Raw genomic sequence first — 24519 nt, 5'->3', positions numbered from 1 at the left:
CCTTTCTTGCTATGAAGGCACCCAGTTTACTGGGTGCCTTTTTTATTTGTTTTAATGTCTCGTCCTGAAATGTGTTTACACATTTAGGACTTATTATGACCAAGTCAAATAATACACCGATCAAACGAACACAACGAGATTATTCATTAGGCTTTAAATTACAAGTTGTCGACGCTGTAGAAAAAGGCGATATGACTTATAAACAAGCCCAAAAAATTTATGGCATACAAGGTCGCTCAACTGTGCTTACTTGGTTGAGAAAACACGGTAAGATGGATTGGACTCAATCACCTAAGATGACTATGCCTAAATCACCTAAAGCCAAAGAAAGCCCCGCACAAAAAATCAAGCGTCTCGAACGAGAGCTCGAAGATGAGCACTTACGTAACCTGTTACTCAATGAAGTGGTTAATATTCTTGACGCTGAGCATGGGACAAACCTTAGAAAAAAGTATATTGCCAAGGAGCAAGAAGCCTTCAAAAGCAAAAAATAGTTAGCTTAGAACGTGCTTGCAAGCTGCTTGGGATAACGAGACAAGCAATATATCAACGAGAGAGCAGAGCTAAATTGCGTGCTATTGAACTTGCACCAGTTAAAGCGATGGTATTGGAAATACGACGCTTTATGCCGCGTTTAGGTGGAAGGAAATTATATTTTCTACTGAAACCCAAACTCATAGAGCAAGGTATAAGTTTAGGTCGAGATGCTTTTTTTAGTTACTTAAAAAGTGAACATTTATTGGTTAAACCTAAGCGTAGTTATACAAAAACGACGTTTAGTAAACATTGGATGAAAAAGCATCCTAACTTGCTTAAAGATAGACAACCATCGAGGCCAGAAGAGGTATTTGTAAGTGATATAACCTACGTTCAATCAACGCAAGGTGTTCACTATCTATCGCTGGTAACTGATGCGTATAGTCGCAAAATTATGGGATATGAACTCAGTGATGAAATGAAGGCGACAGATGTGGTTAAGGCATTAGATATGACCATCGCTAATCGTCAGTATCAATGCAGTACGATTCACCATTCAGATAGAGGGTTACAGTATTGCTCACGGGTATATCAAGTAAAGCTTAATGAAAATGGCATTACTCCATCGATGACCGATGGCTATGATTGCTATCAAAATGCATTGGCGGAGCGCATTAATGGCATATTGAAGCAAGAATTCTTACTCTATAAATGCCAAAATCTGAAAGAGCTACGTGAACTCGTCGAAGAATCAATAGTAATATACAATGAAATGAGGCCGCATTTGAGTTTAGGCATGGAAACCCCAAACCAAGTGCATAAAAAAGACCAGGAGCAAAAGCTACTGGCCTTCAATTAAAACCGTCAACGTATTTTAGGACGAGACATAACTCACACTTAAATCCATATAACGATTTCACAAACTGCATTTCCTTGACCATACTTTATGTAGAATAATGATGGGGAGAGACCCAAATGCTAAATACAAAAGTACAAGATTTTATGCAACGTAAGTTGCCACATATTACACCCGAAACCGAAATGACCACCGCCATTAGCGAGCTGCAAAAGTTTAAACTATTAGGCGCGCCGGTGTTTGATGATAATAAAGCTTTGGTTGGCTTTATTTCTGAGCAAGAATTACTACAACCACTGATGCAAAACAGTTATTTCTGCGATGGTGTGGTAAAGGTGAAACAGCTAATGCGAACAGATGTCGTCACCGTGAGTATTGATCAAAATATCATTGAGCTTGCCGACGGCATGAAGACTGGCAAACCCAAAAACTACCCAGTTGTTGAAGGTAACAAAGTGGTTGGCATGATCAGCCGTGGCGATGTGCTCAAAGCACTTTATGAGAACTATGTCTCGTGCCAAGAGCATCAAGTGTAAGTTTTGTAGCTAGCTGCTGCTCATTAGCGGTTCGCAGCTAACTCTCTTAAAGCGGCTTTATCGGCATTACTCAAATAAGCAATTTCAAGCGCATTCGCTTGTGCTTTTTCTATGTCTGTTTGGGTTAAGCCCGCAGCGGGCGCAGCGACACGATACTCATGTTCAATTTCAATGCCTTCTACGGCGGGATCATCCGTATTAATTGACGCCAAAATACCGTGATCTAAAAATGTTTTTAAAGGATGACTTGCCAATTCAGCCACTGTGCTGGTTTGAATATTACTGGTTAAACAAGATTCAATTCCGATGCGTTTATCGCGTAAATAGTCCATAAGTTTTGGATCTTCAATGGCTTTTACGCCATGCCCAATACGCGTCGCACCCAGCTGATTTATTGCCTGCCAAATACTGTCACTGCCTCGCGCTTCACCAGCATGAATCGTCGCGGCCAAATAAGCATCGTGTACTTGCTTAAAATGGTTAACAAACAACTCTCCGGGAAACCCCATTTCATCTCCAGCTAAATCAACCGCAACAAGATCGTTTTTAAATGCAAGCAGTGCATCCAGTTCTTGTTGGCAAATTTCAGTCCCGTACGTACGTGACATAATACCAATCAAATTCACTTTAATCGGGGCACCTTGGCAAGCACTTTTTACACCATCAACAACCGCTTCCACAACACCTTGTGGATGTAAGCCTTGGCTTTGCGCCATGTAATAAGGGCTAAAACGCAGCTCAACATAATCAAGCTTTTGTGCTAATGCATCTTCAACATTTTCGACTGCGATACGACGACACGCATCGTAATCTCCCAGCACTTTTACACCCCAATCAAGCTTTTGTAAAAACGCCACTAAATTAGGTTCAGGGTCAATCACCTGTACGTGCGGAATAAGTGCGTCAATATGGTCTGCCGGTAGCGCAAGATTAAACTGTCGACCCAAGTCTAAAATTGTCTGTGGTCGAACATTACCATCAAGGTGGCGATGAATATCAAGCAAAGGAAGTGTGTTGTTGATCATAATTGGCACTCAGTTCAGTCAGTTTTCGCGGATCATACGTACCCGCGTTGATATTTCAAGTTTAGATGATTTTATTTACTTTATTGAGGTCAATTGTCTGCATTAATTCACTGATTTATTTTGTAAGTGATACCACAAGGTTTTAAACAGTTTATCGGCATCAATGGGTTTCGTTAAATATCCATCCATGCCACTGGCCAGCCCTTTTTTCAAATCATCATCATGCGCATTCGCTGATAAGCCGATAATTGGTAGGTCATTTATTAATAATTCATTACGAATAACTTGCGTTGCTTGCAAGCCATCCATATTCGGCATCTGAATATCCATGAGTACTAAATCATAACTCTTTTCGCTAATCATCTTAATTGCTTCGTGACCGTCTTTGGCAACATCGGGAAGGCACCCTTTTGTTTTTAAAATAGCGCACGCAACATGCTGGTTGAGCGGGTTATCTTCCACTAATAAAATAGCCACATTCGCAAATGATATCGCCGAAATGTCAATTTCTGATAGCACGTCATCCGTGTGGATAACAGCCTCTAAAGGCGACTCAAACGGCACTGTGAATGTAAAGGTAGAGCCTTGCCCTTCAACACTCGTTAGGCTTATGTCTCCGCCCATTAAATCAATAAGCTTTTTACAAATGCTTAAACCGAGTCCCGTACCGCCAAAGCGGCGAGATGTCGAACTATCGGCTTGAGAGAATGGTTGAAATAGCTGCTCCTGCACCTCTTTTTTAATCCCAATGCCCGTATCAATGACGCTAAAATAAGTCATCTTATTTTCTTGCCAAATTCGTAACGTGATCTCGCCTTCAGGGGTGAACTTAACGGCATTATTAAGTAAATTAAGCAGAATTTGTTTCAACCGAATAGCATCTGTTTGAATCACTAATGATTCACTTCGGTCGTAATCAACCACAAAATTAAGTGAGCGTGAGTTCAGTTCAAACTGCATTAAATTACTGATCTCATTAATTAAGCTATTAATATCGACAGGTTCTTGGTGCAGCTCTAATCGCCCAGCTTCGATTTTCGAAAAATCTAGCACATCATTAAGAACGCGCAGTAACACGTTTAGCGCACCATCTGCTTGTTCGATATAAGCGCGGGCTTGCTGCCAATCTTGCTCTTGTAACGCCAAATAATGTAACCCTTTGATACCATTAATTGGGGTGCGGATTTCATGGCTCATATTAGCCAAGAACTCACTTTTAATTTGACTGGCTTTATCGGCTTTTAATTTTTCTTCTCGTAAGCTTTGTGTCTGTTTTGCCACTTGCTGTCGAATTTGAATATTCGTGCCCGTCACCGAGATTAAAAACGTAATCAGCAACCATACGAATAGCATGCCCACTATTTGCGCAAACCAATACACAAGCCATGAGGATTGCTTAACCGGCTCCCACAGCTTTACTTGCCAAACACGCTCACCAACAATGAAATTAAAATGCGCTATTACCTTTGTACCAACCCGCTGCGGACTGAATATTTCGGTGGGATTATCTCCATCCGTCATATCATAAAAACTGGCATCAATATCGGTGTTTTGGTTGTAGTTAAGCGTTTGTGCCAAAACCTCTAAGTTAACGACAGCCACAACATAACCTTTAAAACCAACTTGGTGATGTAAATCCGCATACACAGGGTTGAAAAACAGCACTCCCCGTTCATTCCCGCCCCCTTGCATGAGCGAAATAGGTTCACTGACGGTGACACTTTTACTCAAGCGCGAATTGGTCAGCGCCTCAAAACGGACCGCACTTGAAGCCAAGTCAAAGCCTTTCACTGCTTCATTTCCAATCAAGGGATGAATGTACTGCACTGGAAAATAAATATCGCGTTTGCTGACAGCTTGCCATTCACCTTCAGTATTTTTTTCTTTTACGTAATAGTCGTCACCTAACTCATCGCGCAGTAAGTTTTCGTAATTACTCAACTGTGAGTGAATGACTTTGGGTGCCCACTCAAATGCCGCTATTTCGGTGCTATCTTGCAATTGTCGAGAGGTAAAGCGCTTAAACTCTCTAAAATCAACGTCATCGCTGCTAGCAAAAAATGTCGCCAGTAACGCTAGATGAGACTGTATTTCACCAACACGGTGTTCTAAATTAGTCTTAATGGCACTTACTTTAGTCTGTTGACGTTGCTCGTCCTTAGCTTTTTTTACACTTGATGCGCCATAAAAGCTGACACAAATAATCATGTAAATCACCAGAGACGGCACAATAATTTGAACACGTTGTTGAATGTGATTGTAACTAAACGCAGCCAGTACCAATGGAGTAAAAATCAGTACACCAATGCTGTCACCAATCCACCAAGCAACAAAATTGTTTAACGCCATATAATGGGGGATCACATCATTGATAACCAATAATGCGGTGCCTGCAGAGGCAGCTATTAAGCTACACAATGGACCGCCAATAATCAGCCCTTGTACGCTTTGTCTTAGCGAAGAAAGTTCGAGTGGGTTTTTTACTAAATGGATAATAATGTAATACGCAAGCCAAGCTTGAAAAGTTGAGGCAAGGGTTACACCGATTGCTTGCAGCATTATCTGCCAATGCAAAATGTCGGATACGTTATCTAAATGAATTAAGTTAACCAGAAATGCACCCAGCAAAACCCCAGGGAGTGCTCGGTTTCGGCTGAGTAAAATACTGGCAAGAGCAATACCCGATGGAGGCCAAGCTGCAACAGCATAGCCGTCGATTGCCAGTAAAGAATTGCTTAAATACCCCGTAAAAAAGTAGGCCAGAGCGATACTTATTGTTAACGTAAACGCATTTTTCAAGCCATCACTCCTTAACTGGCAGTCATAAAATTATTGATACAGAACCAATGCTTTGTCTGGTTGCCCACTCTTACTGTAACTCAATACAGCTTGCTGTAAGTAGTCGTCACGATTCGTTGCGTTCAGTGCTTTATCAAACACACGTGCAGCTAAATCGTATTCGCCATGCGCATTGGCTAAACACGCAAGCGCAAGAAGAAGGTCGGTATTTTCGGTGTCTTTCTTCAATACATCTTGCAAACTGGCCTGCAGTTTTAGCGCATCACCTGCTGCACTAGTGCGAAGAATACGAGCTAAGTCTTTATGTTGCAGAGGCTTTTTAATCATTTTAATTAAGCTTAGCTCTATTTTATTTAGTTTTCCTGCGCGCGCCATGGCTTTTAAGTAACTTACTTCTGCCATTGGTTTTAAGTTCTTTGTCAGTTGCTCAAAACGCTCGGTTAACGAGGTGTCAGCCTGCGCTGCAAAATAACGGTCAAACACCTGTTGCCATTCTTTTTCTGTGAGCACTTTTTTACGCAGTAATCGTGGCATAAAGTCATCAAGCGCAGACCATTTCTGTTCTTGAACTAAGACCTGAGCATACATTTTGAGCTCTAGGTTTGTTGCTTTTTTGCGCTCGGCTAACGTTTTTAATTCCGCAAAGATCGTGCTGCATTCACCGCTAGCAAGCCATAAATTAGCCACTTTTAATTGATTTGCTTGGTTGATTTTATCAAGATAGCTAATCGCTTTTTCACTGTTATTATTCGCCAGTGCAGCTTTGGCAAGCAGCGCATAACGTATATCGGTCCACGGCTCTGCGACACTGTTGTTATCCAGTGCTAATTCAAGCTCTGCGTAGTCGTTATTAATCAAACTCCATACGCCTTGTTCAATAGCCGCTTGTTTGCGCTCTTCACTGCGGGCAAAAAAACGATGGCGTGTATGGCTATATAACGACCATAAATAACGCACCAACTTATACCCTAAGTAAGCAATACCACACCCCAGCACAATAAGGGCTGCAACCCCCCATATAGTGCCCTCGATGGTCGTTTTATTGAACGCAATCAGTACATAGCCTTTTTGATCTATAAAAAAAGGAGCAATGCCTAAACAGACTGCAATCGCAATTATCAGCAATAAAAAGCGGATCATTGTGCCCACTCCTTCACCTGCTCCGTACTTTGCAATGACACGTTAGGATTAAAATCGAGTTGCTCTTTAGAAAGCTCAGTTAAACTCTTTAATGCAGCTTTAGTCACGGCATCATCTTGCTTAAAGTAGTCTTTCACAAGCGCATGTGCCGCTTCAACCGCTGTAAAGTACACACTACTTTGCTTGGTTAAAATCGCATCCTGTGCTTGTGCTAAATAGAGCCTTAAACGCTGTTTAACTAAATGACGCTCTTGTTCACTTAAAAACGGCGCCACAACCATGTCTTCTCGCGTACGAACCGTGACAAAAAAATCTTTGAATTGCAGCCACGACTTTGCAAGATTCTGACGCCATTCGCTGACATTTTCACTTAATTGATTAGGATCGTCCTGGCTGACTTCTTCAGGTAATGAAATCGCGTTAAATACCAACTCATCGACTTTTTGATTGATGCCATGCAGCTTTAAATAAATCGCTTCAACAGCCACTGGGTCAATGCCGTTCAAAGTTTGTAAGTCCTGATGAATTGCTTGGCGAATAGCCCCCGTACCAGGATGCTCTGCTAATAAGCTGTCTAATCGTGATAAAACAGCAGCCGCTCCCCGAAAGTCATGCTCAGCCCACAACTTAAACTCAGCCATACGCTGCAGACTGGTCACTTCTTGTGGGTTTAACGTATAGCTTTGTTGCTCAGCACGCTTTAAAGCGGCTTGCAGTTGTTGCTGAGTTTGTTCGGCATTTTCACGCAACGTATCCGCGACTTTTTGCTCGCTATTATACAAAGCTTGTTGCAGAGTTTGCTGAGCATTCTTGATGGCATCGAGTTGTTGCTTTAGACGTTGGTTTTCAGTTGTCAGCTCGTTAAATGCCAGAGTAGACTGCTGATCACTATTCAGTTTATGGTAAAACTCATAACCGACCGCTGAAGCAACGAGAAGTGAAATCAACAGTGCCAAACTACCGGTTTTACTTATCCCTTTTTTATGCTGAACCACTTGGTTTGATGCAGGCTTAGCCGCTGCTGCCTTTTTTGCTGGTTCAGCCGCAGCAGGTTTGGCTGACTGTTTTAGATCTGATTCACTCATTTTGCTACCTTGCTGATTAATGCAGGCGAACATAGCGCTATCACTAGCCCCTGCAGCAATATGTATATGTGTTCTAATGACATTTTTTTGTTGTAGGTATTCAGCGATACGTTCACTAGCAACATAAAACTGACACCCCTTCAACCATGCCAACTGTGACTCATTTAAGCCATTAAAAATGGCATCAACAGCCGCATTACTTGTAATGACTATACCCTCTACACCCGCTGTTTGCCAGTGGTCCATCCACTTACCTGATTCGCTTTCTATGGCACGTCGCTTATAAACAACAAGTTGATTTAACACGGCACCACGTTGTTTTAATGTTTTTGCTATTGTGGTACGCCCACCTTCTCCTTTCACTAAAACAATATTGCTAAGCTCTACATCTTGCAGTGTTTTTAGTGCAAGTAAGCCCTCGGAGTCGTGTTTTTTAGGAACTGCTGCGCGTCGCCCAAATGCCTCATGTATCGCATCTGCCGTCTGTTGGCCAACCGCATAAAGCTGCGCAGTTTTGTTAATTGTGGGGGTAAGCTTTAATAATGCGTGAACGGCATCTTGTGAGATAAAAATAATTTTGTCGGCATTTTCAAGCGGCGCGAGTGCTTGACTACTTGGCGTAAGATAATCAAGCGTCAATACTGGGCACAGGGTCGTTTGATAACCCGCCTGCTGAAGCTCAAGTGCAAGCTCAGTGCCTTTTCCTTCTGGACGAGTTATCAAAATATGCATATTACGCGTCTCTGTATACGTCAGCTAAAATTTTGTCTGCACCTTGCGCCAATAACTTTTCAGCGAGTTCAATGCCTAACTTCTCAGCATCAGCTACTGGGCCTGTAACGTCGTCGCGCAGCATTTGACTACCATCAACCGCGCCAACTAAACCACGCAAATAAACGTGATCATCATTCACGAGTGCAAAAGCACCAATTGGCACCTGACAACCGCCTTCTAAGCGGCGATTCATAGCGCGTTCGGCATTAACACGAATACGCGTTTCTGTATGCTCAAGCGGAGCCAGTAACGCTTTAGTTACTTCGTCATCAATACGGCATTCGATACCAACTGCACCTTGACCATTTGCAGGTAAAGAGACTTCTGGCTCGATGAACGCAGTGATTCGTTCTGGCATTTCAAGGCGAATTAAACCTGCAGCGGCAAGGATAATTGCATCGTATTGGCCATCATCGAGTTTCGCTAGGCGAGTATTCACATTACCGCGTAAATCACGGATATCTAAGTCTGGTCGCGCTTCTCGAATTTGACATTGACGGCGTAAACTTGACGTACCGACGATTGCACCCTGTGGTAACGCATCTAAACTCTTAAAGTTGTTTGATACAAATGCGTCTCGTGGGTCTTCACGCTCACAAATCGTATGCAACGCTAACCCTTCAGGGAACTCAACCGGTACATCTTTCATTGAATGAACAGCAATATCAGCGCGGCCGTCAAGCATCGCTTGCTCAAGTTCTTTTACAAATAAGCCTTTACCGCCAATTTTAGCCAAAGGGGTATCAAGAATAATATCGCCTTGCGTTGACATTGGAACGAGTTCAACTGTCACATCGTCATGAAAGTGTTCAAGTTGGGCTTTTACAAATTCTGCTTGCCATAGCGCTAGCGCACTTTTACGAGTGGCAATTCGAACGCGTTTGATTGTCTGTGTCATGAAAAATCCAATTATTTATCTGGCTGAACTTAATCAGCTAAAATTCTAAATTCTTTTTGTGCAAGTAAAGTGCCTTGTGCGTCAACGACTTCAACACGCCACTCACCAAGCTGTTCTGGCATAATATTTTTTGTCGAGTAAGTGCGATAACGCGGACTACTTACTGCTAATTCAATAGAGGCTAGCTGCTCATCTTGGTAATACCATTGATGACGAACCGTTTGCCCTTGCATATTTCTAAGCTCACTAAAGAAGCTCAAACTATGCGTAATGTCCGCTAATCTTACATCGTTTTTTAGAACATTGACTGGTTCTCGATCAACAACATCGGTGGTTAATACCGCACGGCTCACTTTATCTGTATCTATTTTAGCGCCAATGGCCACGCTGGCAACATGAGCTGATTGTGAAAACTGCTGCACTTTATTATTAGCTGCTAAAGCGAGCTGCTGTTCATCGTTATTTTCAGGCTTCGCTTCACTGTCTGTGGTCGTTTTAGCCGGTAATTGAGTGTCTTGCGAAGTAACGGTGTCAAGTGATTGCACGTGTGTTTTGGGCTTGAGAGACTCAGTTTCTGGCTCATTGGCCACACTATTAGGCACAAGGTCAGGGGTATTCACATCGGGCTGCTCTGCACTGTCCTCTGTGTTCTCGTCAACGTGCTCTGCTGCAAGATTATTATCAGGAGCTTGTAATACAGCGGTAGTCAACTCAGTGTGCGGCTCATCTTGTTCACTTTGCTCAGCACTCACAGCACCTACGAAGCTATATATTACAGTCGCCAGGGCCACTAAAATCACGCCACTGAACATAAAAATACGTCGCCAATGCCATTGGTACGTTACCGCTGTGGGTGATGTGCTTGCAGGCTCCGCCGAATTCATATTTGCTGTTATTACAAGTTTGTTTGTCATGTTGGCCTCTTCACAACCAAAAATTAACTTAAGCGAGCAATTAACCACGCTCGAATAGCCATCAGTTCTTCACCACACACCTGATGTGCCATCGGATAGTCTTGCCAGCTAACTTCCATGTTATTTGCGCTCAGTACGTCAAATGCTTGCCTGCCCGCGCTATGCGGTACAACATCATCCATACGCCCATGCGCCATAAATATATTTAACGCCTGTTGCTTAGCTTCGTCAGCCAACTTATCGGGTGCGCACATATACGTTGATAACGCCATGACACCTGCTAACTTATAATCAAGACGTGGAGCCAAATGCAGTGACACGACACCCCCTTGCGAAAACCCTGCTAAAATAATTTTACTCGCGGGGATGCCTTTCGCTATTTCTTGATCAATGAGCTCAACCACTTTAGCAGCAGACTCTCGTACGCCTTGTTCGTCGGCACGCTTATCTAAATCCATCGATTTAATGTCGTACCATGAGCGCATCGCCATGCCCCCATTAATGGTGACCGGTTGCACTGGCGCATGAGGAAACACAAACCGCACACCGAGCTCTTTCGGTATCGCTAACTGCGGAGCAACAGGGGCAAACCCTTCCCCCGAGTCACCCAAGCCATGCAACCAAATAACGGTTGCCTTATGCTCACCTTGCGCGGGGTATTCTACAAACCCTAAACTCATAACTCAGAACGCCACTCGATTGGTTGACCCGCTTGGCGCGTAGCCGCATCGCACATAAATTGCCAGAACTCAGCACCAGAACGATTATCAATCCACTTATCGTCTCGCAATTCAAAGTGATGACCATTGAATTTAGTTGCCACCCACACTTGGTGCAATGGCGCTTGTTTATTGATCACTATTTTGCTGCGATCTGGGAAGATGATTTCTAAAATACCTGATGCAGACTCGTAGTCTAAATCAGCATCACATTCATCGATTTGCTCTTCAATTGTTAGCATCAACGCATCGGCTAGTGTGTGGTATTCATGATCAGTCATTTTAGTGTCCTTTAACGGGCTTTAAGCCTAGATCTGGAGGCAGATTGTGTACATCAAGTGTAACAGGAATAAATTCATCCGCGAATAGCTGCATTTTTTAAATATTCTGTTACTCTGCGATTATAAAGCCAGCAACCGTATTAATCTAATGAAAGAGACTCATAGCCAAAAATTTAAAACAATTTTACCTCTTAGTGCCCTACTTATGCTCACTCTGGTGGGCTGTGGACAAAGCGGTGCGCTTTATCTTCCAGATGATACTGCAAAGCCAGCAGAATCTCAGCCACAGGCTGATCCATCCGAACAACCAGAGCAAAAACAGGACCAATAGATGGACTTTTTTAACTACAATAATAATCAGCTGTTCGCTGAAGACATCGCTGTCAAAGAGCTTGCCGACCAATACGGTACGCCCTGCTATATCTATTCACGTAAAACCTTTGAGCGCCATTATCTCGCTTTCGCCGAGGCAGCTAAATCACACAAAAGTTTAGTCTGTTACGCCGTTAAAGCGAATTCAAACATTGCTGTATTAAATATTTTAGCGCGCTTAGGCTCTGGTTTTGACATTGTTTCTAAAGGCGAGTTAGCTCGCGTTATTGCAGCCGGTGGCGATGCCAGTAAAGTGGTATTTTCTGGCGTTGCAAAAACTGCTGACGAAATTGCCTACGCGCTTGAATTGGGGATCAAATGTTTTAACGTTGAGTCGGTTGCTGAGCTAGACCGTATATCAGAAGTAGCAACTTCACTAAACCGTGTTGCACCTATCTCGATTCGCGTGAACCCGGATATCGATGCCAAAACACACCCGTATATCTCAACCGGTTTAAAAGAAAATAAATTTGGTATTGATATTCAAACAGCGGTCAGCGTTTATCAATATGCAGCATCGCTTCCAGGTTTAAACATTACTGGGGTTGACTGTCACATTGGCTCACAGCTTACAGAAATTAAGCCTTTCTTAGCGGCTCTGGAAAAAGTGCTGACCTTAATCGAAGAATTAAAAGCCGTGAATATCACACTTACCCACCTAGATATTGGTGGAGGATTAGGCGTGCCTTATAATGGTGAAACACCGCCTCACCCAAGTGAATACGTTGATAAAATCACATCTCGCTTAGCTAATTATCAAGACTTAGAGCTTATTTTTGAGCCCGGTCGAGCCATTGCAGCTAATGCGGGTATTTTAGTGACCAAAGTTGAGTTTATTAAACAAAATCAAGACAAATATTTTGCCATTGTTGATGCCGGTATGAACGATATGCTGCGCCCATCTCTTTACCAAGCATGGCAAAAAATTGTGCCTGTCGAACCGCGCGAAGATGGCACGCCACGTCAAAACTACGACATTGTTGGCCCAGTGTGTGAAACGGGTGACTTTTTAGGAAAAGACCGTGAGCTTGCGCTACATGCTGGTGACCTACTGGCGCAACGCAGTGCTGGCGCATACGGCTTTACCATGAGCTCAAATTACAACTCACGTCCACGCGTCGCTGAGATCATGATCGATGGCAAGCAAAGCCACTTAATCCGCCAACGAGAAACCTTAGAAAGCCTTTGGCAAGGTGAGAAAATTTTACCATAAACGTTTTTATAACCGCCCTGCTCTGTGGCATGATTAGCTCAGAGCAAATCCGAATTAGAGCGCTATGTTAGTTAATTTCTCAAAAATGCACGGCCTAGGTAACGACTTTGTTGTTATTGATAACATCACGCAGAATGTTTTCTTGTCACGTGATCAAATAAAGAAACTGGCAGATCGCCACTTTGGTATCGGCTTCGATCAATTACTTATGGTTGAAGCCCCTTACTCTCCTGATTTAGATTTTCACTATCGTATTTTTAATGCTGACGGCAACGAAGTGGAACAATGTGGCAATGGTGCTCGCTGTTTTGCGCGTTTTGTGCGCATGAAAGGCTTGACCAACAAACATAAAATTACCGTATCAACCAAGTCGGGAAACTTAACCTTATACATAGAAAAAGATGGTCAAGTAACCGTAAACATGGGCCACCCAGTCTTTGAGCCAAACAAAATTCCTCTCAAGGCAAGTAAACGCGAGTTAACGTACATTATTCGCACTGAAGAGCACACTATTTTTAGCGGTGCCGTGTCGATGGGGAATCCGCACTGCGTGTTAGAAGTCGACGACATTCAAACCGCAGAAGTCGCAACCTTAGGTCCACTACTTGAAAACCATGAACGCTTTCCACAGCGCGCAAATGTAGGATTTATGCAGGTTATTTCACAAGACCACATAAAACTAAGAGTGTGGGAGCGAGGCGTAAATGAAACATTAGCCTGTGGTACAGGGGCGTGCGCAGCGGTGGTGATTGGTCAAATACAAAGTAAACTGGCAAGCACTGTACAAGTTGACTTACCAGGAGGAAGCTTACAAGTGCGCTGGCAAGGTGAAGGTCATCCAGTAAGAATGACAGGGCCTGCAGAGCATGTATTCGACGGACAAGTGGCATTATGAGTAAACTAACAGAACAACATGTAGCTGAGTATTTAAAAGCACATCCAGACTTTTTAATAAATAATCCAGATGTTCTTGCGACACTTGAGTTGCAACAGCAAACGGCCGCTGCGACATCATTAGTGCACATTCAGCAGCGTCAGTTGCGTGAACACAACACCTTATTAAAAAATAAAATTGAGCAGTTAGTTGCACAAGCAAAAGAAAATGAATTGATTCATCGTTTGTTTAGCGAATGCCATCGCCAACTGTGGACTAACTACGACTTCAAAACGCTGGCAAATAATCTGCGCAATATTATTTGCACAAACCCGCTAATCAATGAATGTCAGTTAGTAAAGTATGAAAAAAAATACGATGATTTAATTGCTCACCGTTTACAAAATGACGGCATCTACTTAGGACGAGTGAATCAGCAAGAACGCGATTTATTATTTTCAGAATCAACCCAATCAACTGCCTTGTATTTGATTGGAAATAGCAACCACCCTGTCGCTATTTTGGCGTTTGGCAGTGATGATGTTAACCACTTTGAGCCCGCTAAAGACAGTTTTTTTGTGCTTGAGTTCGTTCGCTCATTACAGCTACGGTTATTGGAACTTGCATGAGCGACGTAACAACGCCAGACCTTAATGAATTAAGCGATGCATGGCGTACGCCCATCCAGCTTTTTGCTGACTACTTACGTTACGAAAAACAATATTCGATACACACCATAAACCAATACACCAGCCAGCTCGGCTTTGCCGCTTTATATTTTAGTAAGCTCAGTGAGAACTGGTTTACGGTTCAAGGTGAGCATATTCGCCGCTACAGTATGCAGCTGCGCAGTAAACAGTTAAGTGGCCGCACCATTAGTTTAAAGCTCAGCTGTATTCGCAGCTTGTATAAATTTTTAAAAGCAAAGAACATTGCCAATCAGGCACATTACCATAACCCTGCTGAAGCTATTAAAGGGCCTAAATTCTCAAAACCCTTGCCGAAAAATTTAGACGTTGATCAAATGGCAAAATTGCTAGAATTACCCGATGACGATCCTCTCGCTATTCGTGATAAAGCGATGATGGAGTTAATGTACTCATCGGGCTTGCGTATTAGCGAGTTAGTTGGTGCCAACATACAAGATATCAATCCCCGAGAAGGCGAAATTTTAGTACGGGGTAAGGGCAACAAAGAGCGTTTACTGCCCGTGGGGAGTAAAGCGTTAAGTGCGTTAAAAGCATGGCTAAAAATTCGCCCACAATTTGCACACCCTGATGAAATAGCCATATTCGTCAGCAGCCAAAAGAAACGTATTTCAATACGTCATGTACGGTTGCGCATGCAAGAGTGGGGGATCAAGCAAGGTATCAGCTCACAAGTACATCCGCACAAGTTACGTCACTCATTTGCATCACATATTTTAGAATCGTCGGGTGACCTGCGTGCAGTACAAGAGTTATTGGGACACACTAGTTTGTCTGCGACTCAAGTTTATACACACCTTGATTTTCAACATTTAGCCAAAGTATACGACAACACCCACCCACGCGCTAAAAAGCGCTCAACACCCGAGTAACCCTGTAATTATGATCCGATTTAATCGTGCCTTATCGCCCGTTTCTGTTCTAAGTTTTGATTTAGATGACACCTTATACAACAATCATCCAATCATAAAATCAGCCTTACAAGCCCAAGCTGACTACTTAGCAAATATTGAGCAATGGCCTGCCGACAGTATGAACTACTGGCTGACATGTCGCGATAATGCATTAAAACAAGACACAACCTTGGTTGACGATGTCACTCGTTGGCGACAAGCAGCCCTGTTATATGCAATGCAGGATCTTGGCTTTGAACACGACCTTGCCAAACACCATGCCGAACAAGCATATCAGGCCTTTGCAGATGCTCGTAGTCAAATAACCGTTGCTGATGATGTGCTTGAATTACTTGAAAAGCTTGGCAGGCATTTTCGCTTAATCGCGATTACTAATGGCAATGTCGAGGTTGAAAAGTTTAATCTAAATGGGGTGTTTGAGTTAGTGCTTCAAGCAGGCCCACATGGTAAAGCAAAGCCTCACGCTGCTTTATTTAATAACGCAGCGCAGTTATTAAATGTCGCTCACAGTGAAATTTTGCATATTGGTGATAGCTTAGACACTGACGTACAAGGCGCTAATAATGCGGGCTGTCAGAGTGTTTGGTTAAATAACCAAGCGACTAATTATCAATACAAAGGGCTGGCGGATATTGAAATTGAAGATATTTTTGCATTAAATCACTTAATTAAAGAGTAACTATTTTTACACGGTCTCGGTTGTTGCTAAAGTAATCCTCTAATCATTGAGATTTTTAGGCAAAATAAATGAATACTCTGCTGAAACTTTTACTACTGTGCTCATTAAGCATTAATGGCTACTTTATTTGGCAGCTCAGTCGTCAAGAGACCACGGTGATAGCAGATAAACAGCAATTTACAGCAACTCAGGTTAATAGCGCTGTTCAACCTAAGCTATTTGAGCACGCCATCACATTGTTTAATAACCAACAATTCGATAAGGCTGTTGCCGCATACTCGCAGCTCAAGGACAATTCACCGCAATACGCACAGCAACTTAAACATGCATGGCAACAAACCGTTGAAACATGGCTGCTAGAGCAGCACGAGCATATCAGCGAGCAATTTCTAAGCGCCTTTTTAAACAGTCATCCATACGATGCCGCCATGTTAAAGCTCGATGCAAAACGGTTAATTAATCAAGGTTATGTACAACAGGGTATTGTTAATTTGATGGCGCTAAGTGATCAATTAGACAGTAATCCGCACAGTGACCTCACTCAGCAAATAGAAGAGCTCACTACTTTACACAGCAATCACTTAATTAACACACAACATTGGCAGCAATTGCTCGAACACAGCCAGCAATGGTTAGAATACGCGCCCTATCATGCCTACTACTTATATATTCATGCATTGGCTTACTACCACTTAGGTGACTATGTGGCGAGTCAAATAAGTTTAGAGCAGTTACCTAATAACCATGCCTTTAAAACACAATCCGACCAACTTAGGCAAAAAATACAGCATGCTTTGGCAGGCGTTGAGAAAATAAAATTAACTCCCCGAGGGGCGCATTACCTTGTTAGTAGCGTTATTAATAATGAGATTGAGGCCACGCTCATGATTGATACGGGAGCAAGCTTTACCGTTATTGACCAAGCGCTATTGAATACACTCAGCGAACCGGCCCGCTATATTGACACCTTACACGTAAATACGGCGAATGGGCTCGTTGAAGCACAACGCTATCGAGTACAATCGTTTCGCATAGGCCAGCAAAAAGTTGATGACTTTGATATTTTGGTTATCAACAATCACACGGGCTTCGGCCTACTTGGTATGAACTTTTTAGAGAAATTTAAGTTTAATATCAATCAGCAACTGGATGAGTTAGAGTTAACAAAGACTATTTATTAAGGACGAAACATGACACTCAATGACTTCTTACAAAAATTAGCTGAAACACCCCATTTAATCGAGTTTACCGATACAATGGCGGTAATTGATCGTCATTATGACTTTACGCCCAGTGGTTTCAATAATCACGGACTAATTAGTTCAGCCAATGAGAATAATGGATCATGTAAAATCTTCGCGTTTGCCAAACTTAATCAACTCAGCAAACAAAACACCCTCGATTGTTTTGGCGCGTTTTACCGTGAAGACGTTGTTAAACACCCTGATGGCCAAGATCACATGAATATACGCACATTTATGCTCGCACCTGAGACTACGCCGTTTTTGGGGATCACCTTTAGTGAAGAAAATGTACTAAAAGCAAAATAACTACAGCTTTTTTTCCATAAAATAACGGCAGCCGTTGAGTGGATAATTTGCCATTTGGTACACCACTTGGTAGCCGTTTTTTTCGTAGAAAGGTTTAGCTTGGAAATCAAGCGTATCGAGTTGAGCGACCGTTGCCCCAAGCGCAATAGCTTTGGTTTCTAACTCATGGAGCAAACGCGTTGCAAGCCCTTTACCTCGTGTAAAGTCGTCGCACCACAGCCAACTTATCAGCAGCCAGTTACCAAATACATAACCATGAATACCCGCAACAGTATCACACTTTTTATTCACGTATTTAAAACCTAACGGCACGCGTTCAGCATTAAAGTGCTGCTTATTAAATGCAACAACATGCGCCCTTAGCTCATCGTTTAGCTCTACCGAGTCATCACTTTTTAATTGATACATAGCATACCTATAAATGTTATGACTCAGTATAAGCGTTTAACGTATTCAGTATAAATGATTTTTTCCGTAAGGGACTTCTAGCATGTTGCTCGCAAGTTTTTCTGGCTGGCCACACATTTCATCGTACGCACTGGTATGACGTAACACCATCTCACCATAGCTCAAATGATCAAGTCGCTTTTGAATATGCAGCGGGCTCAAATCACGGATAAACTCGCCTTTCTCGTCAGTAACATAGTACTCCACATTATTGATAACCACAGACACTTGATAAAGTGCCATTTCCAATGAGTGCACAATAACTTTTTGCAGTGGTTGGTGCGCTGCAAGTTCAGATAACTTAATCGCCATGTGAAATCCTCTTTGTGTATAGAGTTATCTATACGTGAATTTGGTATACTGTGATCAAATTAATTGTGCAAAAATCATCCATGGTAGAAAAAGTACGGCTTGCTAAATATATTGCTCATGCTGGCATATGCTCTCGTAAACAAGCCTCACGCTTAATTGACCAAGGCGTTGTAAGGGTTAATGGCCAAGCGGCAAATCATATTGACCATGTAAACGACGAAGATGAAGTGATTGTTGAAGGACAGACGATCACAGGAAAAGCACCAATGGTTTATTTTGCTTACCATAAACCCGTAGGCATTGATTGCAAACTCAATCGTAGCGATGCACAGAGCCTTATCCATTTTTTACCGAGCGAAACCCGCGTTTACCCCATTGGCCGCTTAGATAAAGACTCCCGCGGACTGTTAATACTGACCAATGATGGTGAGTTTTGTAACCAATTAATCCACCCAGACTTTCATCAGCCAAAACGCTACCTGGTCACGGTCGATAAACCGTTAAATCACACTTTCTGCCAAACAATGGCACATGGCGTGCCTGTCGATAAACACATCACTCTTCCGTGTGAAGTAACGCAAGTAAATGAGCAGCAGTTTATGATTATCTTAAGGCAAGGGCTTAACCGTCAAATTCGCAAAATGGCGCACTATTGTGGCTACAAGGTTATTGATCTTTATAGAATTGAAATTGCCAATTTATCTATCGAACAGCTCGGCCTTGCAGAAGGGCAAACAACCCGTATCGAAAAAACAGACATCATCTAACAAAAAAAGTTTGCATTATTTGACTACAGGTGTAATCTTTAATTAAAGATTACATATGTAGGCAATAAAATGATTGAACTTTCAAAAGCAGAATTCGAAGTATTAGATGCCGTGTGGCTCGATTATCCTGCGACAGCCAGCCAAGTTATTGAGCGTTTAAGTGACGATAAAGAGTGGCACGAAAAAACCATAAAAACCTTACTCAGCCGCTTAGTTAAAAAAGGCGCACTCAGCTTTGAAAAACAAGGGCGACTGTATAACTACACGCCTTGCATTGCGCGTGAAGAGTACACACTAAAAGAAAGCCAAAGCTTTGTTGAACGTTTCTTTAATGGCCGTATAGCCCCGCTGGTTAGCGGCTTTGCAAAGTCTGAACAACTTTCTCAAAACGACATTGATGAGCTTAAAAAAGTCATTAATGATTGGGAAAAGCAGCAAAAGTAAGGTGATGTCATGTTCGAAACGTTTTTTAATTGGCTATTAGAGCAGCAACTCTTTATCTCTTGCGCTATTTTATTTCTTATCCTTCTTGAGCGAAAGCTCCTCAGCCACGTATCTGCTCGCCTTGTTTATGCGTTATGGGCATTACTCCCTGCGTGTTTAATGTTGGCAAATTTGCCTGATCATTTAAAACCAATACACAATCAGTTCATTAGTCAGTTTACCATTACCCCATCTAATCCAGTGACGCCACAGCTATCACTGAGCTGGTTCGCTATTTATAGCCTAATAACAATTACACTTATGCTCTGTGCCGTGTACTTTCATTATCAGTTTCTCACTCGCTTAAAATTAAAGCCAATAGCGACCCCTAATGACAACTATAAAGGATTACGTTTTTATCAAAGTGAAAAAGTCAGTTCACCCTTAGTCATTGGGCTGATAAAAACCAAATTAGTCCTGCCATCTAATTACAACATTAATTACGACCAGCATGCTTTAGCCCTTATTTTGGAGCATGAGTGTGTCCACATTCATCGTAAAGATAATTTAATTAACGCGTTGGCGCTCATGGGCACCTTGTTAATTTGGTTTAACCCACTCGCCTGGTTGGGCTATGCCAGCCTGCGTCGATTGCAAGAGCTTTCATGCGATGAACACGTACTAAAAGATAAATCAACGGAACAACGAATTCTATACAGCAAGGCATTAGTGCATTGTGCAAGCTTTAGCACCGTGGGACTCATGGCTTACTCACAATACGGAGATAAAAACACCATGTTACAAAGACTCAACCAAATTAAACAACTCGATAATAGCTCGTTTATTGCAAAAACAGCACTTGTTATTTTTGCGGCCGGTATGCTTAGTAGCTTTGCAATTGCAAAACAGCCTGTGAATGCAGAGAAAGAAAAAGACTACCAAGCTGTGATGCGTGTAGAGCCTATCTATCCAGTGCAGGCAGTAGAGCAAGGAATAAGCGGCTCAGTTGTATTGAAATACGACATTTCACCCAGCGGGGCCACCAGCAATATCAGTGTTGTGAGTGCTGAGCCTGAGGATGTATTTAACCGAGAGGCTAAGCGCGCACTAAAAAAATGGCAATACGCGCCAACTGAATCAGGCTATAAAAATGTCCTCGTGCAGCTCGACTTTGCTTTGGATGAAAACGTTAAAGCGAAGGATTTAATTGAGAAAATTAAAGTGAGCTCTAAGTAATTAACGAGCACCAAAGACCCTAAAGCAAGCGCCTTTTTTAAACCGCTTGCTTTGTGGTTTTTATAAACAGACTGCAATCATCGCCACGGCACAAACATAACCAACGAGCCAAACCAATGAACGCAGAATATCTTGGTTTATATAGTAAAAAATGCAGTACATAACACGTGAAACAACATGCATAACAGCCAATGTTTCGGTAACGTGATACACATTGTTAGTACTCATAACGACCGCTAAAGCAACACCAAAAACAATCAAAGATTCAAAACTGTTTTGGTGTGCAGCCAACGCGCGAGCGCCAAATCCTGTTAGTTTGCTCTGCTGCTCTCTTGGGTGTTTATTGTCGTATCCCGCAAGCTTATTTTGTGCAAATGCGACGGGCGCTTTCGCTAAATAAGGCAATAATACAGCAATGAGTGCACACAGTATTAATGTTGTCATAACGCTTCCCTATTCTGTTGTATACACCTACCCTAACGTAAACAGAAAAAAGCCGCTACCTTTAACGACACCGTCTAACACAGCTGATTTTTTCTCAAGTTGATCGATAAGCTAATGCGCTTATAACACGGCTTTGTTACTCTAACAGCCTCTCCCCATTAATTTATTTTCAATATGACTTGGATTTTCTTAACCATTTTTGCCGCCTTTATGCAGTCGTGGCGAAATGCATTACAAAGTAAACTCAGCGCACATGTCAGTGTAGCAGGGGTCACTTTGGCACGTTTTATTGTTGCAAGTCCTATTGCAGCGCTGTATTTATTGAGCCTTTATCGTTATCAAGCAACCGCACTCCCCGACTTCAACCCTGCTTTTATTGGTTATATTGTTGGTGCAAGTGTTGTACAAATTGTCGCAACCGGCTTAATGGTTAAACTGTTTAAAATGAACAACTTTGCTGTTGGAGCAGGGCTTGCTAAAAGTGAAGCTTTAATGGCCGCCATTTTAGGAGTGCTATTCTTTGGTTCTGCGCTGTCTTTATTAGGTTGGTTTGGTGTATTTATTGGTGCCATTGCCGTCTTACTGCTCAGTGGGATTGCCAATGTCAAACACTTCAACTTAGGTACCGCGTTATTGGGATTGGCTTGTGGTACTTCATTTGCGCTTTCATCATCTTGGATCCGCGAAGCAAGTCTTAACTCAGGACTGAGTTTTCCGCATTCTGCAGCATGGGTTTTAGTACTTATTATTAGTCTGCAAACTGTTATGTTGTGTTTTTATATCGCGCTAAAAGAACGCGACACCTTTGCAAAAATGTGGCAACACAAAGGCACGACAACTGCCGTCAGTGTGTGTAGTTGTTTGGGGTCTATAGGGTGGTTTAGTGCCATGAGTTTACAGCATGTTGCGTATGTGAAAACGCTAGGGCAAATTGAGGTGTTCTTTACCATAATGGTATCAATACTGTGGCTTAAACAGCCGCTAAAACGCCAAGACACGGCAGGGCTCGTGTTAATTGCGCTCGCGGCTATACTCGTTATGCTTCCTTAAAAGAGCGGCAATAGCCGCTTTTTTAATGACTGATTTTAAGCGTGATCACACCACTTATAATCAGTAATACACCCGCGATGCGACCAAATGTGGCTGCATCGCCGTAAAACAAAATACCCACTAAAAAAGTACCTGCAGCACCAATGCCTGTCCATACTGCATAAGATGTCCCCATGGGTATTTGTTTTTGTGCAAGCCATAACATGAACCCGCTGGCGACCATAAACGCCACGGCAATCGAAATACCTAACCAGCGGCTTTCTTGATCTTGCGACATTTTAAGCCCAACAGGCCAGCCTATTTCTAATAACCCCGCCACAATTAAGTATAGCCATGCCATTAGTCGTCTCTCTTTTTCAGTATCACATCGTACAAGTCTTCACGACGGTCTTTTAAGTTACGCACGGTTCCTTCGCTGTGAAGAATCTTCAACTTATCCATGTCTAAATCACTGAATAACAGCATTTCGGTATTTGGGGTTGCTTCGTTTAATGTCGCATCGTGTGGAAATGAAAAATCTGACGGCGTTAATACTGCCGATTGTGAATACTGTACATCAAGGCTTTCAACTTCAGGTAAATTACCAACAGAGCCAGCAATAACCACGTAGCACTCATTTTCAATAGCACGCGCTTGTGCACAATGGCGCACACGTAAATAACTGTTTTTAGTGTCTGTCCAAAAAGGCACAAACAAAATATCTAGGCCTTGTTTTGCTAAAATACGCGACAACTCTGGAAATTCAACGTCATAACAAATTTGGATCCCCACACGCCCCGCGTCGGTTTCGAATACCGCAATTTTATCGCCGCCTTGAATAACCCAGTCGTTTTGTTCATGAGGCGTAATATGTATTTTACGCTGCTCATCAATTTTACCGCTTCGATGACACAAGTAGCTGACATTATAAATCTTATCGCCCTCTGCCAGTGGCATTGAACCGGTAATAATATTGGCATTGTATTCAACAGCCATACGTGACATCGCATCGCGAAAAGTTTCGGTGTACTCAGCTAAGTAACGGATCGCTTCTGTTTGATTGCTTTGCTCAGTTAAGCCCATTATTGGCGCATTAAAGAACTCTGGAAATAAAATAAAGTCGCTTTTATAGTCAGACACTGTATCCACAAAATATTCAACTTGTTTTAGCAGTTCTTCTACCGAGTCAACACAGCGCATTTGCCATTGTACAGCCCCTACACGCACTATAGATTTAGTTGATTCAAGCACAGTATCAGTGGGTTCAAACATAATGTTATTCCACTCTAACAACGTAGCGTAGCCCACTGACTCTTGGTCTTCAGGTAGGTATTTTTTTAGCAGTCGCTTTACCTGAAAATCATTCGAAAGCTGGAAACTGAGAATCGGATCATATAATTCTTTGTGATCAACTTTCTCAATGTATTCCATTGGCGACATATCACTGCTGTGATTGTAATAACGTGGAATTCGCCCGCCCGCTAAAATAGCGCGTAAGTTATACTGACGACAAAGCTCTTTACGTGCGTCATATAAACGACGACCGAGTCGCATACCTCGGTGGGTCGATGAAATAACCACATCTAATCCGTATAACGCATCGCCTTCTGGATCACTAAAGACACGGTCATGACCATCAACAATATCTTCATAAGTATGGGGGTTAGAAAAACGCGCATAATCAACTTGCACACTCAGTGCTATGCCTACTAAAACGCCATCATCCACAATCCCGATTTGACCTTCAGGAAATTGATCAATCAGTCTGAAAATCGTATGGCTTGGCCACGCGCCCCCCAGCCCAGGATAGGCTTGATCCATTAAAGTTTTTATTTGTGGATACTGCTCTTTCGTTAAATTACAGATCGCTAAATGCGTTTTTTCTGCCGGCATACATACTCCTTTTAGGCACGAGAGGACAAACCAAGCGGCAATGTGCATACTATTCTCTCAACTAATTGATTCTAGTCTGCATCTTTTGCTTGTTATGCTAAACCCTAAGCTTAGCAAATATCAGGTGAACACGTGTTTAATCCTGCGCCCAAATT

The 24519-nt window shown here is 42.5% G+C and carries 27 protein-coding genes; 14 read left to right on the top strand and 13 right to left on the bottom strand.

Going from position 1 to position 24519, the window contains the following annotated elements; all coding sequences use genetic code 11:
* Positions 1-95 precede the first annotated feature (95 nt).
* Positions 96-1336, top strand: a protein-coding gene (locus tag GZH31_RS00615; RefSeq protein WP_374027183.1) for an IS3 family transposase whose coding sequence is annotated in 2 segments (ribosomal slippage) — positions 96-453 and positions 453-1336 — 1242 coding nt in all. Because the reading frame shifts where the segments join, the coding sequence is not laid out codon by codon here.
* 116 nt (positions 1337-1452) lie between these two features.
* On the top strand, positions 1453-1869 hold the full coding sequence (locus GZH31_RS00610) for a CBS domain-containing protein (protein WP_036974436.1): 417 nt from the start codon (positions 1453-1455) through the stop codon (positions 1867-1869).
* A gap of 23 nt (positions 1870-1892) precedes the next feature.
* Here GZH31_RS00610 and add read toward each other — a convergent pair whose 3' ends face one another.
* The 8 genes from add to cyaY form a co-directional block, all read right to left on the bottom strand.
* Positions 1893-2894: an adenosine deaminase gene (gene add, locus GZH31_RS00605; RefSeq protein ID WP_036974434.1), complete on the bottom strand. Its 1002-nt coding sequence runs from the start codon at positions 2892-2894 to the stop codon at positions 1893-1895.
* A 102-nt stretch (positions 2895-2996) separates the two neighbouring features.
* On the bottom strand, positions 2997-5693 hold the full coding sequence (locus GZH31_RS00600) for a CHASE domain-containing protein (RefSeq protein WP_036974432.1): 2697 nt from the start codon (positions 5691-5693) through the stop codon (positions 2997-2999).
* 30 nt (positions 5694-5723) lie between these two features.
* Positions 5724-6833 (bottom strand): heme biosynthesis HemY N-terminal domain-containing protein, encoded by a 1110-nt coding sequence (locus GZH31_RS00595; RefSeq protein ID WP_065978890.1) that lies wholly within the window; start codon positions 6831-6833, stop codon positions 5724-5726.
* The gene (locus GZH31_RS00590) at positions 6830-8650 is read right to left on the bottom strand and encodes a uroporphyrinogen-III synthase (protein WP_118843890.1); all 1821 of its coding nucleotides are present in this window, start codon (positions 8648-8650) and stop codon (positions 6830-6832) included. The genes GZH31_RS00595 and GZH31_RS00590 overlap by 4 nt, the downstream gene beginning before the upstream one ends.
* A 1-nt stretch (position 8651) precedes the next feature.
* Positions 8652-9590 (bottom strand): hydroxymethylbilane synthase, encoded by a 939-nt coding sequence (hemC, locus tag GZH31_RS00585; protein ID WP_036974425.1) that lies wholly within the window; start codon positions 9588-9590, stop codon positions 8652-8654.
* A gap of 29 nt (positions 9591-9619) precedes the next feature.
* Positions 9620-10504: a DUF2914 domain-containing protein gene (locus GZH31_RS00580; protein ID WP_118843889.1), complete on the bottom strand. Its 885-nt coding sequence runs from the start codon at positions 10502-10504 to the stop codon at positions 9620-9622.
* A 23-nt stretch (positions 10505-10527) separates the two neighbouring features.
* Entirely contained in the window at positions 10528-11184 is a 657-nt protein-coding gene (locus GZH31_RS00575) for an alpha/beta hydrolase (RefSeq protein ID WP_118843888.1), read from the bottom strand.
* Positions 11181-11504 (bottom strand): iron donor protein CyaY, encoded by a 324-nt coding sequence (gene cyaY / locus GZH31_RS00570; RefSeq protein ID WP_036974421.1) that lies wholly within the window; start codon positions 11502-11504, stop codon positions 11181-11183. Before cyaY ends, GZH31_RS00575 begins: the two co-directional genes overlap by 4 nt.
* Before the next feature lie 148 nt (positions 11505-11652).
* On the opposite strand from cyaY, the gene GZH31_RS00565 reads away from it, so the two are divergent.
* The 8 genes from GZH31_RS00565 to GZH31_RS00530 all read left to right on the top strand — a co-directional run bounded on the left by GZH31_RS00565 (position 11653) and on the right by GZH31_RS00530 (position 17813).
* Positions 11653-11835, top strand: a complete 183-nt coding sequence (locus GZH31_RS00565) for a lipoprotein (RefSeq protein WP_036974419.1) — start codon at positions 11653-11655, stop codon at positions 11833-11835.
* Positions 11836-13089 (top strand): diaminopimelate decarboxylase, encoded by a 1254-nt coding sequence (lysA, locus tag GZH31_RS00560; protein WP_180311285.1) that lies wholly within the window; start codon positions 11836-11838, stop codon positions 13087-13089.
* Positions 13090-13153: 64 nt separating this feature from the next.
* The gene (dapF, locus tag GZH31_RS00555) at positions 13154-13984 is read left to right on the top strand and encodes a diaminopimelate epimerase (RefSeq protein WP_036974416.1); all 831 of its coding nucleotides are present in this window, start codon (positions 13154-13156) and stop codon (positions 13982-13984) included.
* Positions 13981-14592, top strand: a complete 612-nt coding sequence (locus tag GZH31_RS00550) for a DUF484 family protein (RefSeq protein WP_036974415.1) — start codon at positions 13981-13983, stop codon at positions 14590-14592. Before dapF ends, GZH31_RS00550 begins: the two co-directional genes overlap by 4 nt.
* Positions 14589-15542, top strand: coding sequence for a tyrosine recombinase XerC (locus GZH31_RS00545; protein WP_036974413.1), 954 nt, complete (start codon positions 14589-14591; stop codon positions 15540-15542). The genes GZH31_RS00550 and GZH31_RS00545 overlap by 4 nt, the downstream gene beginning before the upstream one ends.
* Positions 15543-15552: 10 nt before the next feature.
* Complete coding sequence (locus GZH31_RS00540; RefSeq protein WP_180311284.1) at positions 15553-16263, top strand: HAD-IA family hydrolase; 711 nt, start codon at positions 15553-15555, stop codon at positions 16261-16263.
* Positions 16264-16331: 68 nt separating this feature from the next.
* Positions 16332-17444: a TIGR02281 family clan AA aspartic protease gene (locus GZH31_RS00535; RefSeq protein WP_180311283.1), complete on the top strand. Its 1113-nt coding sequence runs from the start codon at positions 16332-16334 to the stop codon at positions 17442-17444.
* A gap of 9 nt (positions 17445-17453) precedes the next feature.
* Positions 17454-17813 (top strand): HopJ type III effector protein, encoded by a 360-nt coding sequence (locus GZH31_RS00530; RefSeq protein WP_074989623.1) that lies wholly within the window; start codon positions 17454-17456, stop codon positions 17811-17813.
* On the opposite strand, the gene GZH31_RS00525 is transcribed toward GZH31_RS00530, so the two are convergent.
* Positions 17814-18221, bottom strand: a complete 408-nt coding sequence (locus GZH31_RS00525) for an N-acetyltransferase (protein ID WP_065978881.1) — start codon at positions 18219-18221, stop codon at positions 17814-17816. It lies immediately after the preceding gene.
* A 45-nt stretch (positions 18222-18266) separates the two neighbouring features.
* Positions 18267-18572: a DUF6482 family protein gene (locus tag GZH31_RS00520; protein WP_036974408.1), complete on the bottom strand. Its 306-nt coding sequence runs from the start codon at positions 18570-18572 to the stop codon at positions 18267-18269.
* Positions 18573-18652: 80 nt separating this feature from the next.
* Between GZH31_RS00520 and GZH31_RS00515 the strand changes: the two genes are divergently transcribed.
* The 3 genes from GZH31_RS00515 to GZH31_RS00505 all read left to right on the top strand — a co-directional run bounded on the left by GZH31_RS00515 (position 18653) and on the right by GZH31_RS00505 (position 20998).
* Entirely contained in the window at positions 18653-19339 is a 687-nt protein-coding gene (locus tag GZH31_RS00515; protein ID WP_075594412.1) for a pseudouridine synthase, read from the top strand.
* 69 nt (positions 19340-19408) lie between these two features.
* The gene (locus GZH31_RS00510) at positions 19409-19783 is read left to right on the top strand and encodes a BlaI/MecI/CopY family transcriptional regulator (protein WP_036974407.1); all 375 of its coding nucleotides are present in this window, start codon (positions 19409-19411) and stop codon (positions 19781-19783) included.
* Positions 19784-19792: 9 nt separating this feature from the next.
* The gene (locus GZH31_RS00505) at positions 19793-20998 is read left to right on the top strand and encodes a M56 family metallopeptidase (RefSeq protein ID WP_036974406.1); all 1206 of its coding nucleotides are present in this window, start codon (positions 19793-19795) and stop codon (positions 20996-20998) included.
* Positions 20999-21058: 60 nt separating this feature from the next.
* On the opposite strand, the gene GZH31_RS00500 is transcribed toward GZH31_RS00505, so the two are convergent.
* Positions 21059-21442 carry an MAPEG family protein gene (locus GZH31_RS00500; protein WP_065978879.1) on the bottom strand — a complete coding sequence of 128 codons (384 nt, stop codon included), beginning with the start codon at positions 21440-21442 and terminating at the stop codon, positions 21059-21061.
* Positions 21443-21616: 174 nt separating this feature from the next.
* Between GZH31_RS00500 and GZH31_RS00495 the strand changes: the two genes are divergently transcribed.
* Entirely contained in the window at positions 21617-22492 is an 876-nt protein-coding gene (locus GZH31_RS00495; protein ID WP_083633684.1) for a DMT family transporter, read from the top strand.
* A gap of 22 nt (positions 22493-22514) precedes the next feature.
* Here the strand turns inward: GZH31_RS00495 and GZH31_RS00490 are convergent, their stop codons facing one another.
* Both GZH31_RS00490 and GZH31_RS00485 read right to left on the bottom strand, forming a co-directional pair.
* Positions 22515-22832, bottom strand: a complete 318-nt coding sequence (locus tag GZH31_RS00490) for a multidrug efflux SMR transporter (RefSeq protein ID WP_036974404.1) — start codon at positions 22830-22832, stop codon at positions 22515-22517.
* Positions 22832-24364 carry a carbon-nitrogen hydrolase family protein gene (locus tag GZH31_RS00485; protein WP_036974402.1) on the bottom strand — a complete coding sequence of 511 codons (1533 nt, stop codon included), beginning with the start codon at positions 24362-24364 and terminating at the stop codon, positions 22832-22834. Before GZH31_RS00485 ends, GZH31_RS00490 begins: the two co-directional genes overlap by 1 nt.
* Between the last annotated feature and the right edge of the window lie 155 nt (positions 24365-24519).

Source organism: Pseudoalteromonas sp. JSTW (assembly GCF_013423925.1).
Classification (GTDB): Bacteria; Pseudomonadota; Gammaproteobacteria; order Enterobacterales; family Alteromonadaceae; genus Pseudoalteromonas; species Pseudoalteromonas lipolytica.
Note: the sequence above shows the minus strand (reverse complement) of the source record. Positions and strands in the feature narration are given on the sequence as shown.

Excerpts from the sequence above, each read along its gene's own strand:
- GZH31_RS00545 (WP_036974413.1), top strand. The coding sequence starts at position 14,589 with ATGAGCGACGTAACAACGCCAGACCTTAATGAATTAAGCGATGCATGG.
- GZH31_RS00575 (WP_118843888.1), bottom strand. The coding sequence starts at position 11,184 with ATGAGTTTAGGGTTTGTAGAATACCCCGCGCAAGGTGAGCATAAGGCA.
- GZH31_RS00540 (WP_180311284.1), top strand. The coding sequence starts at position 15,553 with ATGATCCGATTTAATCGTGCCTTATCGCCCGTTTCTGTTCTAAGTTTT.
- GZH31_RS00610 (WP_036974436.1), top strand. The coding sequence starts at position 1,453 with ATGCTAAATACAAAAGTACAAGATTTTATGCAACGTAAGTTGCCACAT.
- dapF (WP_036974416.1), top strand. The coding sequence starts at position 13,154 with ATGTTAGTTAATTTCTCAAAAATGCACGGCCTAGGTAACGACTTTGTT.
- GZH31_RS00590 (WP_118843890.1), bottom strand. The coding sequence starts at position 8,650 with ATGCATATTTTGATAACTCGTCCAGAAGGAAAAGGCACTGAGCTTGCA.
- GZH31_RS00500 (WP_065978879.1), bottom strand. The coding sequence starts at position 21,442 with ATGACAACATTAATACTGTGTGCACTCATTGCTGTATTATTGCCTTAT.
- GZH31_RS00530 (WP_074989623.1), top strand. The coding sequence starts at position 17,454 with ATGACACTCAATGACTTCTTACAAAAATTAGCTGAAACACCCCATTTA.
- GZH31_RS00565 (WP_036974419.1), top strand. The coding sequence starts at position 11,653 with ATGAAAGAGACTCATAGCCAAAAATTTAAAACAATTTTACCTCTTAGT.
- GZH31_RS00550 (WP_036974415.1), top strand. The coding sequence starts at position 13,981 with ATGAGTAAACTAACAGAACAACATGTAGCTGAGTATTTAAAAGCACAT.
- GZH31_RS00595 (WP_065978890.1), bottom strand. The coding sequence starts at position 6,833 with ATGATCCGCTTTTTATTGCTGATAATTGCGATTGCAGTCTGTTTAGGC.
- GZH31_RS00515 (WP_075594412.1), top strand. The coding sequence starts at position 18,653 with ATGGTAGAAAAAGTACGGCTTGCTAAATATATTGCTCATGCTGGCATA.
- GZH31_RS00580 (WP_118843889.1), bottom strand. The coding sequence starts at position 10,504 with ATGACAAACAAACTTGTAATAACAGCAAATATGAATTCGGCGGAGCCT.
- lysA (WP_180311285.1), top strand. The coding sequence starts at position 11,836 with ATGGACTTTTTTAACTACAATAATAATCAGCTGTTCGCTGAAGACATC.
- GZH31_RS00510 (WP_036974407.1), top strand. The coding sequence starts at position 19,409 with ATGATTGAACTTTCAAAAGCAGAATTCGAAGTATTAGATGCCGTGTGG.
- hemC (WP_036974425.1), bottom strand. The coding sequence starts at position 9,590 with ATGACACAGACAATCAAACGCGTTCGAATTGCCACTCGTAAAAGTGCG.
- GZH31_RS00485 (WP_036974402.1), bottom strand. The coding sequence starts at position 24,364 with ATGCCGGCAGAAAAAACGCATTTAGCGATCTGTAATTTAACGAAAGAG.
- GZH31_RS00495 (WP_083633684.1), top strand. The coding sequence starts at position 21,617 with ATGACTTGGATTTTCTTAACCATTTTTGCCGCCTTTATGCAGTCGTGG.
- GZH31_RS00535 (WP_180311283.1), top strand. The coding sequence starts at position 16,332 with ATGAATACTCTGCTGAAACTTTTACTACTGTGCTCATTAAGCATTAAT.
- GZH31_RS00490 (WP_036974404.1), bottom strand. The coding sequence starts at position 22,832 with ATGGCATGGCTATACTTAATTGTGGCGGGGTTATTAGAAATAGGCTGG.
- GZH31_RS00520 (WP_036974408.1), bottom strand. The coding sequence starts at position 18,572 with ATGGCGATTAAGTTATCTGAACTTGCAGCGCACCAACCACTGCAAAAA.
- add (WP_036974434.1), bottom strand. The coding sequence starts at position 2,894 with ATGATCAACAACACACTTCCTTTGCTTGATATTCATCGCCACCTTGAT.
- GZH31_RS00525 (WP_065978881.1), bottom strand. The coding sequence starts at position 18,221 with ATGTATCAATTAAAAAGTGATGACTCGGTAGAGCTAAACGATGAGCTA.
- GZH31_RS00505 (WP_036974406.1), top strand. The coding sequence starts at position 19,793 with ATGTTCGAAACGTTTTTTAATTGGCTATTAGAGCAGCAACTCTTTATC.
- cyaY (WP_036974421.1), bottom strand. The coding sequence starts at position 11,504 with ATGACTGATCATGAATACCACACACTAGCCGATGCGTTGATGCTAACA.